13 protein-coding genes and 1 pseudogene are annotated in these 13,755 nt (G+C 57.0%); 12 read left to right on the top strand and 2 right to left on the bottom strand.

Features of this window, described 5'->3' with window-relative positions; all coding sequences use genetic code 11:
* Window positions 1–320: 320 nt before the first annotated feature.
* The 9 genes and pseudogenes from AWJ19_RS01090 (at window position 321) to cysC (ending at window position 9,112) form a co-directional block, all read left to right on the top strand.
* Window positions 321–575 carry a FeoA family protein gene (locus AWJ19_RS01090; protein ID WP_068720796.1) on the top strand — a complete coding sequence of 85 codons (255 nt, stop codon included), beginning with the start codon at window positions 321–323 and terminating at the stop codon, window positions 573–575.
* Window positions 572–1,303 (top strand): FeoB small GTPase domain-containing protein, encoded by a 732-nt coding sequence (locus tag AWJ19_RS01085; protein ID WP_068720794.1) that lies wholly within the window; start codon window positions 572–574, stop codon window positions 1,301–1,303. The genes AWJ19_RS01090 and AWJ19_RS01085 overlap by 4 nt, the downstream gene beginning before the upstream one ends.
* Window positions 1,281–2,690 (top strand): nucleoside recognition domain-containing protein, encoded by a 1,410-nt coding sequence (locus AWJ19_RS01080; RefSeq protein WP_068720792.1) that lies wholly within the window; start codon window positions 1,281–1,283, stop codon window positions 2,688–2,690. Before AWJ19_RS01085 ends, AWJ19_RS01080 begins: the two co-directional genes overlap by 23 nt.
* Before the next feature lie 148 nt (window positions 2,691–2,838).
* Window positions 2,839–3,684: an STM4015 family protein gene (locus AWJ19_RS01075; protein ID WP_068720790.1), complete on the top strand. Its 846-nt coding sequence runs from the start codon at window positions 2,839–2,841 to the stop codon at window positions 3,682–3,684.
* A complete protein-coding gene (locus AWJ19_RS01070; RefSeq protein ID WP_241781553.1) occupies window positions 3,681–4,919 on the top strand; it encodes an STM4014 family protein in 1,239 nt (412 codons plus the stop codon). The genes AWJ19_RS01075 and AWJ19_RS01070 overlap by 4 nt, the downstream gene beginning before the upstream one ends.
* A 20-nt stretch (window positions 4,920–4,939) precedes the next feature.
* Complete coding sequence (locus AWJ19_RS01065) at window positions 4,940–5,725, top strand: STM4013/SEN3800 family hydrolase (RefSeq protein ID WP_068720786.1); 786 nt, start codon at window positions 4,940–4,942, stop codon at window positions 5,723–5,725.
* 140 nt (window positions 5,726–5,865) lie between these two features.
* A pseudogene (locus AWJ19_RS01060) lies at window positions 5,866–7,041 on the top strand (STM4012 family radical SAM protein); the annotation flags it as partial.
* 383 nt (window positions 7,042–7,424) lie between these two features.
* On the top strand, window positions 7,425–8,297 hold the full coding sequence (locus AWJ19_RS01055; RefSeq protein WP_068720784.1) for an STM4011 family radical SAM protein: 873 nt from the start codon (window positions 7,425–7,427) through the stop codon (window positions 8,295–8,297).
* Window positions 8,294–9,112: an adenylyl-sulfate kinase gene (gene cysC / locus AWJ19_RS01050; RefSeq protein WP_241781552.1), complete on the top strand. Its 819-nt coding sequence runs from the start codon at window positions 8,294–8,296 to the stop codon at window positions 9,110–9,112. The genes AWJ19_RS01055 and cysC overlap by 4 nt, the downstream gene beginning before the upstream one ends.
* Window positions 9,113–9,182: 70 nt before the next feature.
* Here cysC and AWJ19_RS01045 read toward each other — a convergent pair whose 3' ends face one another.
* Both AWJ19_RS01045 and AWJ19_RS01040 read right to left on the bottom strand, forming a co-directional pair.
* Complete coding sequence (locus AWJ19_RS01045; RefSeq protein WP_068720783.1) at window positions 9,183–9,443, bottom strand: hypothetical protein; 261 nt, start codon at window positions 9,441–9,443, stop codon at window positions 9,183–9,185.
* A 64-nt stretch (window positions 9,444–9,507) separates the two neighbouring features.
* Entirely contained in the window at window positions 9,508–10,926 is a 1,419-nt protein-coding gene (locus AWJ19_RS01040) for a PLP-dependent aminotransferase family protein (RefSeq protein WP_068720820.1), read from the bottom strand.
* Between the two features lie 222 nt (window positions 10,927–11,148).
* Between AWJ19_RS01040 and AWJ19_RS01035 the strand changes: the two genes are divergently transcribed.
* The 3 genes from AWJ19_RS01035 (at window position 11,149) to AWJ19_RS01025 (ending at window position 13,752) form a co-directional block, all read left to right on the top strand.
* Window positions 11,149–12,099, top strand: coding sequence for an EamA family transporter (locus tag AWJ19_RS01035; protein ID WP_068720782.1), 951 nt, complete (start codon window positions 11,149–11,151; stop codon window positions 12,097–12,099).
* Between the two features lie 177 nt (window positions 12,100–12,276).
* Window positions 12,277–12,933, top strand: a complete 657-nt coding sequence (locus tag AWJ19_RS01030) for a helix-turn-helix transcriptional regulator (protein ID WP_068720780.1) — start codon at window positions 12,277–12,279, stop codon at window positions 12,931–12,933.
* Between the two features lie 18 nt (window positions 12,934–12,951).
* Window positions 12,952–13,752 carry a pyruvate, water dikinase regulatory protein gene (locus tag AWJ19_RS01025; protein ID WP_068720778.1) on the top strand — a complete coding sequence of 267 codons (801 nt, stop codon included), beginning with the start codon at window positions 12,952–12,954 and terminating at the stop codon, window positions 13,750–13,752.
* The last annotated feature ends 3 nt before the right edge of the window (window positions 13,753–13,755 follow it).

The raw sequence follows: 13,755 nt of genomic DNA, 5'->3' as shown, positions 1-13,755 counted from the left end.
TTTTTACTCTTCACCCCGCCACTTCACCAACTAAGCTGGAACCTGCAACCTTTTCCCCTTTTAAACCCGCCAATCCACCACACCCGTCACAGGTCCTTTTACCCTTCATCCCCGCCTTTGCGCTGAGAAGCTTGGGAAGGGTTGCAAAAATGGGCGGGTTACCCCGCACTAGTCTTTCCCCAAGGAAACTTTATTGTTGCAAGGACAAATTTGTTTACATATACTAATATTGTGGTAAGGAACAATACTTTATCATCTGTGCATAATGACTGCTCATTTAGGTTTTACACACATACAACACAAAGAAAGAAGGAGCTGCTATGGCTGGAGCCGCTATTCCATTGTCTGAAGCATCGAACGGCAGCCTGCTGCGAATCAGCGGCATTGACGTTCAGGGCGTTCTGCGAAGAAGACTGCTTGACCTCGGTTTTGTTACCGGCAACACCGTGGAGGTGCTGCGGCGCAGCCCGCTTGGAGATCCTGTGGCTTTCCGGGTAAGCAATACAACGATTGCCCTGCGCCGGGAAGAAAGCTCGCTGATTTACGGAGAACTGCTTGGAGGTGGGGAGACATGAGCCATTATACTGTCGCTTTCGCCGGCAATCCCAACACGGGGAAAAGCACTTTGTTCAACCTGCTGACCGGACTGCGCCAGCATACCGGCAACTGGGCGGGCAAGACGGTGACTACCGCCGAGGGCGAATTCACCCACAACCAGCATGTCTACCGTGCTGTTGACCTGCCGGGTACTTACTCGCTTTACTCTAACTCCGCCGATGAGGAGGCTGCCAGGGATTATATTATTTTTGAGCAGCCGGATGTGACACTGGTTGTGCTGGATGCCACCTCGCTTGAGCGCAACCTTAACCTTGCCCTCCAGGTGTTGGAGATCACTGGCCGGGCCGTGGTGTGCATCAACCTGATTGATGAAGCGAAGAAGCTGGGCATCTCCATTAATCTGAAAGCCATTGCCAAGCAGCTTGGCGTTCCGGTAGTGGCCATCTCGGCGCGCAGCCAAATCGGCATCGGAGAACTGCTGGATCAGCTGGAGCGTGTGGCAACAGGCGCCTTCACCGGCAAACCGCTGAAGATCACCTACAGCGATGAAATCGAGCAGGGCATCGCAGAACTGCTGCCGCTGGTAGAGCAGACTGTAGGCTCCCGTTATCCGGCACGCTGGATTGCCCTGCGGCTGCTGGACGGTGACAGCAGTCTGCTGAGCTCGCTCAAAACCCATATGGGACGCAGCACAATTCCTGTGCATAAGGAGGTAGCCGGCCATGGAGTTACCGCATGCCATTAAAGGTCCCGATCCGCTGGATTCCCTGCTGGCAGCAGCCCGGAAGCTGGCCGACAAAGGTGCAATCCGCGATGAGATTGTCACCGGCATCTATGGAGTATCAGCAGGCATCTGCCGTGAGGCGGTCAACTATCAGGATAAAAAGAAGCTTAGCAGCACCTACAAGCTGGACCGGATCGTTACCTCAAAGCTCTGGGGCTTCCCGATCATGCTCGCCGGGCTTGGCCTTGTGTTCTGGATTACGATCGCCGGAGCGAATTATCCGTCCGGCTGGCTTGCTTCTTTTTTCGGCTGGATCGAAGGGTATCTGACCTCCGGCTTCACAGCGGTGAATGCCCCTGCATGGCTGCACGGCGTGCTTGTTCTGGGACTCTACCGCGGCACCTCCTGGGTAATTAGCGTCATGCTGCCGCCGATGATGATCTTTTTCCCCGTGTTTGCGCTGCTGGAGAACTTCGGCTATCTGCCGCGGGTGGCTTTTAACATGGACCGGTTGTTCAAAAAATCCGGCGGACACGGCAAGCAGGCCCTGACCATGTCGATGGGGTTCGGCTGCAACGCTGCCGCCATTCTATCCACCCGGATTATCGAGTCGCCGCGGGAGCGGATGCTGGCCATTCTGACCAATAACTTCGTGCCGTGCAACGGGCGCTGGCCGACGCTGATCCTGCTGTCCTCCTTATTTATGGTCGGTGCCTCTACAACGGGTATGCTGCGTACCTTCTCCACCGCGCTTGTTCTGATGGGAATCGTGCTGGTAGGCATCACCGTCACCCTGACTGTATCCTGGGTCATGTCCAAAACGATGCTGCGTGGTGTGCCGACCCACTACACGCTTGAGCTGCCGCCGTACCGCCGCCCGCAGATCTGGAAGACGATTGTCCGTTCCTCCAAGGAAAAATCACTGAACGTGCTGACCCGCGCCATTGTCGTTGCCGCTCCGGCCGGCATTCTCACCTGGATACTTGGCAATGTTGTTATCGGCGGAGACAGTGTGCTTAATCATATGGCGGCATTTTTCGATCCTTTTGCCCAGCTGCTCGGTCTGGACGGCTTCATCATTATGGCTTTCATTCTCGGGCTGCCTGCCAACGAAATTGTGCTGCCAATCCTGCTCATGGGCTACATGTCCTCAGGTGCAATGGTTGACGTTGAGGGCATCAGCAGCATCAAGGAGCTTTTTCTGAGCCACGGCTGGACCTGGCTGACCGCGCTGAACATGATGCTGTTCTCGCTGCTTCACTATCCGTGCGGCACCACGCTGGTCAATATCTACAAAGAAACCAAAAGCCTGAAATGGGCTGTGCTCTCCGCTGTCATTCCGCTCGGTATCGCTATCGGCGTCACCTTTGCGATCGCACAGATCGTCCGGCTGCTCGGCTGGGCCTGAGTTATCCTACACACCCGCTTCTACCGTAACAGGGAGGGGCGGGTGTTTTGCATCCATTAGCTGAAATTCCGTTCCCAGGCCATTTGACTCCTTTTTGCCCAGATGTTAGGGTGAAATTGAATCCAACATTTTCCGGGAGGGATTACTGATGACGGAAGTAAAGCTTGCTGTCGGATACGACGAATATGAAGACGGCCAACGAATGAATACGGAGATTGAGCGCCTCAGCGCCAGCCCTGAAGCTGCGCAGCTGACCAGCCTCATCATCGGGGACTGGGGGCAGGCCTACGAGAACAGCTCGGATGAGGTTGTGGAGGCTCTTGTTAAGCACAACGGAAGCTTTCCGGCCCTGCGCAAGCTTTTTATCGGGGATATGAGCTTTGAGGAATGTGAAATTTCGTGGATTACGCAGACCGATCTCTCCCCCCTGCTCCCTGCCTACCCGGAGTTACAATCACTCACCATTCAAGGCGGGACCGATCTAAGCCTCAGCAAGCTGCAGCATGACAAGCTTGAGGAGCTGATCATCATCACAGGCGGTCTTAGTAAAAAAGTGCTCGCCGAGATCGCAGCCGGTTCTTTGCCGAATCTGCGCAAGCTGGAGCTGTATCTTGGCGTGGATAATTACGGTTTTGACGGCAGCCTTGAAGATCTTCTGCCGTTAATTGAGCCTGGAAAGTTTCCGAAGCTAACCTATCTGGGACTGAAAAACAGTGAAATTCAGGATGAGATCGCCGAGGCAGTGGCTGATGCGCCGATCCTCGACCAGCTTCATACGCTGGATCTTTCCCTTGGAACGCTTAGCGACAAAGGCGCGGAGGTACTATTGGCCAGTGAGCGGATCAAAGGGCTGCAGGCGCTGAACCTGAGCTATCATTATATGTCGGACAACATGATTACCCGCTGGCGGGCCAGCGGTCTGCCGGTGGATGTCAGCGACCAGCAGAAAAGCGATGACGATGAAGACTGGCGTTATCCGTCCATCACCGAATGATGCCCGCTGCCCGGCCGCTGATTCTGCTGTGCAGCCCCGGCGACAAGCGTTCGGCCGGGATTCAGCAGGCACGCAGCAGGCTTGGGCTGCCCCCTGCCCTGCTCATTCCTTACCATGAGCTGCTGCAGGGAGCTTCGCTGGGTGAGCTGCTGGAGCAGCACATGCGGGCCGCACAGGCTGTCCCGCTGCTGCGGCTGGAGTCGCCCGGCGGCAGCTTCGAAGCCGAGCGGGCCCTTATTGCCCTCGGCGCCCCGGATGCCGAGGAACAGGACGATTCGCTGCACCCCTTTGCCCAGCAGCGCGATCCCTACCCGCTGAGCGCCCGGGTCGCCGGACGGCTGAAGGATATGCCGGGTGTGCTACATCATCCGTCCCAGTGGTTCCGCGGCTACTGCCGGCTGCTGGCCAGAGTTCAGCGCGAAGCCGCCGCACTGCTGCCGGCTGCCCGCTGGCAGAATCATCCAGGCGATATTGCCGCGATGACCGATAAACGCCGGACGCAGCAGCTTCTGGCAGCGGCCGGCGTTCCGGTGCCCCGGCCGCTCGGCGGCAGCCAGCCGCCGGACGGCTATGAATCCCTCCGGGAGCGGATGCTGACGGAGCGAATGCACCGGGTCTTCATCAAGCTGGCCTACGGCTCTGCCGCTTCCGGCGTCATCGCTTATCAGGTCAACCCGGCCACGGGGGCCGAGCTGGCAGTGACTACAATCGGGGTCGAGCAGTACGTTACCCGTCCCCCCGTGTACTATAATGCCGGGAAGCTGCGGCGCTATACGGACCCTGCAGTCCTGAAGGGAATCATTAACTGGCTGTACAGCCACGGCGCATACGCCGAGCAATGGATTCCCAAGGCCGGAGCAGCCGGAGGTTCCTTCGATATCCGCCAGCTGGTCGTCCTTGGTGAAGCCGGCCATTCTGTAGCCCGGGTCAGCACGACACCGATTACGAATCTGCATCTGCGCAGCCGGCGGATGACACCTCTGGAGGCCGGACTGACGGAAGCGGAGCAGGAACAGGTACGGCGTACCGCAGTACAGGCACTGACCGCTTTTCCCCGCTCGGCGGTTGCAGGAATTGATGTTCTAGTCTCTTCCGGATCAGGCGGCGTAAAGCGTACCTATGTGGCCGATGTGAACCCTTTTGGCGACTTGCTGTACGATGTTAAATATGAAGGCCTCGGCACCTATGAATGGGAAATGAAAAAACTGATGGAATACCGGATTATATCCACTTAGAAAGGGTGCTATTAACCGTTATGACCGATATGAATGCCATCGTCGGCACCCATGATATTCTGATGATTACTCTCGATACCCTGCGTTACGACGCTGCTGTCCTGGAGGAAGCGAACTGTCCCAATCTGTGCGGCACCGGCTCCTGGGAGAAACGGCATACCCCCGGCAGCTTCACCTACGCAGCACATCATGCTTTTTTTGGCGGCTTCCTGCCGACTCCCGCTAATACGGACAAGGCCTCACACGTGCGGCTGTTTCATTCGAGGAATACTGGCCTGAAAACCCATCCCCACACCTGGCTGTTCGACACCCCGGATCTTGTATCCGGGCTTGCCGGAGAGGGCTACCGTACGGTTTGCATCGGAGGGGTTATTTTTTTCACCAAAAAAGTGCCCTTGGCCCGTATCCTGCCAGGTTACTTCCAGCAAAGCTACTGGCGGATGACCTTCGGCGTCACTAATCCGCGCTCCACAGAGCATCAGGTGAATCATGCCTTGAAGGTACTGGACAACACCCCGCTGGATCAGCGGCTGTTCCTGTTCCTTAACGTGTCTGCCATCCACGGGCCTAACCACATGTTCCTGCCGGGTGCCCGAAAAGATTCCGTGGACAGTCAGCGCGCCGCACTTCGTTATGCCGACGGGGAGCTGGGACGGTTATTCGCGCGGTTCCGGGAACGCGGCAATCCGGTTTTTTGCATGGCTTTTTCGGACCATGGCACCGCCTACGGGGAAGACGGCTATGAGGGGCACCGGCTGGCGCATGAGACGGTATGGAATGTCCCTTACCGTGAGTTCATCCTCTAACCTGGCACACTGGTTTACCGGTTCAATCCGGATGAAAGGAGAAACGTATGACGTCTACCGGCAACTTTTTGCAGCAACCCAGTACAAATGGCGTAAGACCTTCTCTCTCTTCGGGGGAGGCCGAGCAATGGAAAAAGCAGATTACGTCTAATCCATACCGCAATTATCTCTATTCTTATCCGCACAAAACCGCTTACCGCGAATTTCAGCCTCCCATTTCTCTGGAGCAGCTATGGCGGAATGAGCCTGCGGAAACATTCTTTTTGTATATGCATATCCCGTTCTGCGGCGCGCGCTGCGGCTTCTGCAACCTTTTCACTCTTCCCGACAAGCGCGCCGATGTTCACGCCCGCTATGTCGATGCGCTGGAACGGCAGGCCCGGCAGTGGTCGGCTTTTACCGGCCATAAGCCGTATGCACGCTTTGCGATCGGCGGGGGTACGCCGACCCTTCTGGCCGCACCGCAGCTGAGCCGGCTGTTCCGGATTGCCCGGGAAATCATGGGGCTGGACACAGCCCGGGCCTCGATCTCTGTGGAAACCTCACCTGAGACGATTACGGAAGAAAAGCTCTCCATCCTCAAGGACAACACGGTCGACCGGGTCAGCATGGGTATCCAGAGCTTTGTTGCTGCCGAGTCGGCAGCTATATACCGTCCGCAAAACCCCGAGGTGGTGTACCAGGCGCTGGAGCTGCTCGGAAAGTACCAGTTCCCGATCCTCAATCTCGACCTGATCTACGGGCTGCCGGGCCAGACAGTGGATTCCTGGCTGTTTTCGCTTGGACAGGCGCTGCTGCAAGAGCCGCAGGAGATCTTTATCTATCCGCTCTACACCCGCGAGCATACGATTGTGAAGCCGGGCGATCTGCTACGCCACGAGGATCTGCGGCATGAGTGTTATACTGCCGCCTGCCGGGTGCTTGCTGAACACGGCTACCGCCAGTATTCGATGCGCCGGTTCGCCAAAGAAGACGCGGGTACGGCCAAGTCCATCCTCGACTACAGCTGCCAGGAAGAGGGCATGGTCGGGCTCGGCTGCGGCGCCCGCTCCTATACGCGGGAGGTGCATTATGCCTCCCGCTACGGGGTCAGCCGCAAGGCAACGGAGAGCATCATTGCCGACTATGTGTCAGCGGAGCGTTATGACACGGCGGATTACGGCATCGTGCTGAGTCTGGCCGAGCAGAAGCGGCGGTTCATCTTGAAGGCTGTGCTGCACAGCGAGGGGCTGCGGCTGGCTGATTACAGCGAACGTTTCTCCGCTTCGCTGTGGGACGACTTTCCCGAGCTTGGCCTGCTGCTGGAGAGCGGCTTGGGTGAGATTCAGTATGATGCCGAGAGTGTGGAGCAGCGCAGCGGTCCGGGTGGAAATAGGGCTGAAGCTCCAATTGAGGAGCGCAGTGACTCCCGGGAAGAGGAGTTCCGGGAAGTTCAGAGCCGCGGAATGCGTGTTACTCAGGATAATGCCGGGGATACCGCTCAGGCCAAAGGACGCCGGGAGGGTATGGAAGGGGATCAGTATGGGAGTCATAGTGATGCACGGGATGCCGTTCAGGATGGAACTAACCGGGCCGCTCCTGGCCGGGATCGGGACGGCATTCTGCGCTTAACTGCCGAGGGTCTGGGTTACTCCGACTCAATCGGCGACTGGTTTATCTCCGGTGACATCCGGGAGCGCATGGAAGGATTTATTTTGCCATGAATGCCGTTCTCTACTACCGGGGTTCCCTCACCTCCTGCAACTATGACTGCCCCTACTGCCCGTTCGGCAAAACCAGAGACAGCGCAGCCACACTTGCCAAAGACCGTGAGGGAGTTGAGGCCTTTGTCCAGTGGGCTGCGGAGCAGGGTGCAGCGGGGCACCGGCTGTCGGTGTTCTTTAATCCTTACGGCGAAGGGTTGATACACCGCTGGTACAAGGATGCGCTTGTCACCCTCTCCCACCTCCCGCATGTGGACAAGGTGGCGATTCAGACCAATCTGTCGGCTAACCTTGCCTTTTTGCCGGAGCTGAACCCTGCCACAGCTGCCTTCTGGGTTACGTATCACCCGGGACAGGTTAGTGAGGACAAGTTTCTGGCCCAGTGCATGACTGTCTATCAGCAGGGAATTCCGCTTAGTGTGGGCAGCGTGGGAATCCGCAGCGCTTTTCCGGCCATTGCTTCGCTGCGTTCCTCCCTGCCGGAGGATATCTATTTGTGGGTGAACGCCTACAAGGACAAGCCGGATTATTACACACCGGAGGATTTCGCTTATCTGCGCGGTATCGACCCGCATTTTCACATTAATGCCGCCGACTATGATAGCCTGGGCAGAAGCTGCAACGCCGGCCAAAATGTATTTTATGTCCAGGGTGCCGGCACTGTAAAACGCTGCTATAAGGACCGCGGGGTCATCGGCAATCTCTACCGCGACGGCCTTGAGGGTCTCGCCGCTGAGCGGAGCTGCCGGATGAAGGTCTGTGACTGCTATATCGGGTACATCCATATGCCCGAGCTCCGGCTGGAGCAGGTTTACGGCCGGGGTCTGCTTGAGCGGATACCCTACGGAATAACGGAGGTGACGCGATGAGGACAGATGGCAAAAGTGGCGGATTGGCTCATGAGGGTGCTGCGGCTTTGGCGTATGACAGGACTGGGGCTACTCCTGCGGGGTCGGTATACAAGGCAGGTAACAGTATTATGGTGAATCAAGCCGGCTCGGTAACCCGGACAAATGACGAGAGTATGGTGACTCAAGTTAGTGTGGGAATCTCGGCGGATGATGCGACTATAGTGACTCCGGTTGGCGCGGAAAGCCGGGCGGATAATGAGACTGGTGGTAATTGCGATGAGAAGAAAACTGGCGCAGTTGGTCAAGGCATGACGATCTGGCTGACTGGTCTGTCCGGTGCAGGCAAATCGACCATCGCCTCGCTGCTGATGGACAGACTTGCCGGACTTGGGATCGCCGCTGAGTGGCTCGATGGTGACGAGCTGAGGCGCACCCTCGGCAAAGGCCTCGGCTTCAGCCGGGAGGACCGGTTTGAGAATATACGCCGGGCGGTGTACCTGGCTGGGATGCTGAACCGTCACGGTGTGGTTACGGTAGTCTCACTCATCAGCCCCTATACGGAGATGCGTGACTATGCCCGCCGGACTCTTCCCCGTTTCGCTGAGGTCTATGTGGACTGTCCACTGGATGTCTGCGAAGCCCGGGATGTCAAGGGACTGTATGCCAAAGCCCGCCGTGGCGACATCCCCTCATTCACCGGCATTTCCGATCCTTATGAGATACCGCCCAGCCCCGAGCTGACCCTCAACACGGCCGGCCAGACACCAGAGGAAAGTGTAAACACACTGTTAGCCTGGCTTACGGAACACGTTTCACTAAAACTAAATAAATGAACAAACAGCGCTTGTCTGCCAACTCAGACAAGGCGCTGTTTGTTTATGGCTGGTTACTTTGGATGGAGTGCTACTGCGAGGAATAACAATTCTTAGGCAGGGGAGCTGCTGTGAGCTTTATGTTCATTTCGCCACGCAGCGGCTTTTCGGGCAAATCAAAGGCATTTTTGCCCTTCATTTCGCCACGCGCCCGCCTTCCGGGCAAATCAAAGGCATTTTTGCCCTTCATTTCGCCGCGCAGCCGCCTTTCGGGCAAATCAAAGGCATTTTTGCCCTTCATTTCGCCACGCGGCCGCCTTTCGGGCAAATCAGAGGCATTTTTGCCCTTCATTTCGCCACGCGGCCGCCTTGCCTCTGAGTCCCCCAAAAGGGCGGTTCATAAGCATCTCCGCACCTCACAGCTCCCGCGCCAGCTGCATCAGCTTGCGCATCCCCTCGCGCAGCACATTCTCGCTGGCGAAGGAATAGCTGAGCCGCAGCCAGGAGGTCATCTCTCCGAGCGGGTCGCACAGCTCACCCGGGACGAAGGAGATGGACTGCTCCATGCTGCGCTCAAACAGCGCAGCGGCGGAGACGGACTCCGGCAGCTTGATCCACAGGTTCAGCCCGCCCTCCGGAGCGGTCCATTCCCAGCCGCTGCCGGCCAGCTCCTCCTCCATAATCTCCTTATGTACCTGCAGCGCAATCCGCAGCTTGCCCAGATGCTGCTGCAGGCGCGGCGACGTATAGTAATGGAGGAAGATCTTCTGGTTCAGCAGCGGCGAGCCATTGTCGGCCATGGATTTGGCCGTAATCAGGCGCTCCATGAACGGATGGCGGCAGGCCACTGCGCAGATCCGCAGGCCCGGCGCCACGTATTTGCTGAAGCTGCTGATATAGATGACCCAGCCTTCCGTATCGTAGGCGAAGAATGGCGCCGGCGGCGCCTCTCCGAAGTAAATGTCGCGGAAGGGATCATCCTCAACCAGCAGGCAGCGGTACCGCTCGGCCAGCTCCACCAGCAGCTTGCGCTGGCGAGCCGGTACCGTGAAGCCGGTCGGATTATGATGGGTCGGGTTGATGTAGAACATCCTCGGCCGGCAGGTGCGCATCAGCTCCTCGACCGCCTCCAGGTCATAGCCCTCCGGCGTGATCGTAACCGGCAGCAGCCGTGCACCCGCGCGGCGGAAAATATCAAGCGCCACACTGTAGGTCGGCCGCTCCACCAGCACATAATCCATCGGCCCGAGCACAAGTCCGGCGATCAGATTGATCGCCTGCTGGGCCCCCGAGGTAACCAGCAGCTCGGCAGGCGACAGCTGCAGCTTGAAGTGCTCCTGATAATGCCGGCTCAGCACGCTGCGCAGCTCAGGATCGCCCTGGACGGAGGAATACGTGCCCATGACCTTGGGATAGAGGTCGAACACTTTTTTGACATAGTCGGACAGGAACAGGTTCGGCAGCAGGCCGGGATCAATCAGCGCCTGGGAGAACTGGTACTGAACCGGCATACGCTGAATATCGGACATCGGATTGGTCAGCGAGTAGGCCGGTACTCCTGCGGCAGCTTCTGACGCAGGCTCTTCCCTCAGCATGCCGGCAGGTGCAACATAATAGCCGGATTTGTCTTTTACATAGACCCTGCCGCTGCTCGCCAGCTCCCGGTACGCCTTAAAGACAGTCAGCCGGTGCACCTGCAGCTCCTCGGCCAGCATCCGGATCGACGGCAGCTTGTCATGCACCTTCCACTCCTCGCGCACAATCCGGTTCACCATATAATCATAAACCTGCCGGAAAAGCGGATGATTCTGCTCCATGTTGGCCGGTTGTTTCATAGCTTTTGCACTCCCCTCAGCAATTCCCGCAGCCCGTATCTTCTGCAGAGACAGCGTTACAGCCGCAGCCTGCAGCCCGCAGCTCTTGTTATTTCCCCTATTGTACAGCATCCGGCCCGCCATCTGTTCTGTTACTTATTAACTGTTCTGTGCCCGGCCCGTTATGATTAACCAAAATGCTTCACCGTACTGCCATATTACATTCACAAAGGGGAACTATTCATGATTATGCTGGCTTATTCGCTCGTCTGTCTGATCTTTGGCACTACCTTTCTCGCTATTAAAATCGGAGTGGACGCCGGGCTGCCGCCCTTCTTCTCCGCAGGAATCCGTTTCTTTCTCGCCGGTGCTGTCCTGTTTCTCTGGATGGTCATCAAAGGCAAAGCCAGCTTTTCCCTGCTCCTGCGCAAAGAAATGCTGATTACCGGAGCCGCCCTGACCTTTGGCACCTTCTCTGCGCTGTACTGGGCCGAGCAATATGTGTCGTCGGGACTTGCCGCCGTGCTGTCGGCTACCGGGCCGATGATGATCCTGCTGATGCAGACTGCTTTTCTCCGCCAAAAAGCGCCCTCCTACTCCCTCTACGGCTGCATCATCGGCTTCACCGGCGTTCTGCTGCTGGTGCTGCCAAGCCTTGTTGTGGACGTATCCCCGCTATGGATCACGGGCTGTATCGTTGTGCTGATCGGGGAATGCTGCTACGCGGCCGGAGCGATTTATTCCAAAAAAGTGATCAATGCCTTTTCCGGCGTCTCGCCCGTTGCCTTGAATGCCGCGCAGATGATGTACGGGGGTGTACTGCTGTTTCTTTTATCGCTTGCTGCCGAACCATGGCATCCGGAAATTCTGCTCTCCCTCAAAACCGCAGGTTCCCTGCTCTATTTGACCGTTATCGGCTCCATGGTCGGACATACCCTGTTCTACTGGCTCGTCGCCAAGACAAATCCGGTGTTTCCGTCTACCTGGCTGTACATCTCGCCGCCGATTGCCGTTGGTGTGGGATACCTATTTTATAATGAGGCCGTTACCTGGATTACGCTGCTTGGCGTGTTCACCATCATCGCCGGAACCGTACTGGTTAATGCGGGGGCTCTGAAGGAGCTTTTGTTCAAAAAGAAAACAGCACCGGCTGTCCTGTCCGCCCCTCCGCTCGATGCTGCTGCACAGAAATAAAGCAATTTTCACTTACTAAATTTATTTATGACGTACTATATGTTGCATTAGTGATCATTATTGCGTATTATATAAACAAGTTAAGGGGTATTATTACCATTAAGACGTCTGAATGAGAGGGGGAATCGGCTAACGGTACTCCTTTTCCCATAGGAGAGACCTGATAATATCCGGAAAATGGAGGGACCCGCAATCGAACTGACATCCCGTCAACTGCAAATTATTGAAATTGTAAAAAAACGCGCACCGATTTCCGGCGACCAGATCGCCGAAAGCCTGAACCTCAGCCGGCCGACCATCCGCAACGACCTGTCCATTCTGGTCATGCTGGAGTACATTGACGCCAAGCCGAAGGTCGGCTATTTTCCCGGGCAGCGCTCTGTGGCGCATCTGGGCAGCGGCTATCTGCTGCGGGAAACGAAGGTCAAAGACATCCAGAGCATCCCGGTGGTCATCCGTGAGACAACCACGATCCAGGATGCCGTCGTCACCCTGTTCCTGCAGGATGTCGGCACCCTGATTATCTGCGACGGGGACGGCAGGCTGGCCGGAGTAGCCTCGCGCAAGGATTTCCTGAAGGTAACGCTTGGCAATCCCGGTGCGGTATCCATGCCGGTCAGCATGGTTATGACCCGTATGCCTAAGGTAGTAACGGTATCGCCTGATGAGCCGGTGCTGGATGCTGCACATAAAATGATTTTTCACGAGGTAGACAGTTTGCCGGTGGTTATACCCGGCGGCGCGGAAGATACCGTCCCGGGACTTCAAGTAACGGGCCGGCTGACCAAAACTTCCATCGTTAAGCTTCTCCTCGATCTCGAAGCCAAAGGATAACGGGAGGATTAGAAACGCATGGAGCAATCTTCGCACTACATCACGATATGCTCGGATTCAATAGGCGATACGGCAGAAGCAGTAGTGCAGGCCGTTATCCACCAGTTCCAGAATCAGCGTGTCACAATCAGGAGATACGGCAATGTCAGGCATGAGGATGAATTGCGCAAGCTGATGGAGGAAACGGCGCAGCTGCAGGGTTTTGTCGCCTACACCCTGGTGCAGCCTGAGCTACGGGAGATGATCCGTGAGGAAGCAGTCCGGCTGGACCTGCGGATTGTCGATATTATGGGCCCGATGATGCAGGCCTTCATCGACACCTTCGATGACGCGCCGCAGGCCCGTCCCGGACTGCTGCACCAGCTGGACGAGAACTATTTCCGGCGGATCGAGGCCATCGAGTTCACCGTTGCCTGCGATGACGGCCGTGACCTGGGCGCCATGCTGAAGGCCGATATCGTACTGCTGGGCATGTCCCGGACCTCAAAGACACCGCTTAGCATCTTCCTTGCCCACCGGGGCAAGAAGGTGGTCAATTATCCGGTTGTACCGGAGATCGCTCCGCCGCAGCAGCTTCTGAGCCTGCCGCCAAGCCGGATTATCGGCCTGACAATGGAGCCGGAATATATGCTGAAGATCCGTTCCGAGCGCCTGAAGATGCTGGGTCTCCCTGCAGGCTCGCAATACGCCAGCCTTGAGCGCATCCATGAGGAAATGGAATACGCTGCAGTGCTGTTCAAGAAGCTGGGCTGTCCGGTCATCGACATTACCGACAAGGCTATTGAAGAAACCGCCGGTATCATTATGGGCCACTTGTAGACG

The sequence above is a fragment of the Paenibacillus sp. DMB5 genome, assembly GCF_001517085.1.
GTDB lineage: Bacteria > Bacillota > Bacilli > Paenibacillales > Paenibacillaceae > Paenibacillus_AQ.
The sequence above is the reverse complement of the archived record's forward strand: the minus strand, read 5'-3'. Positions and strand labels throughout refer to the sequence as shown.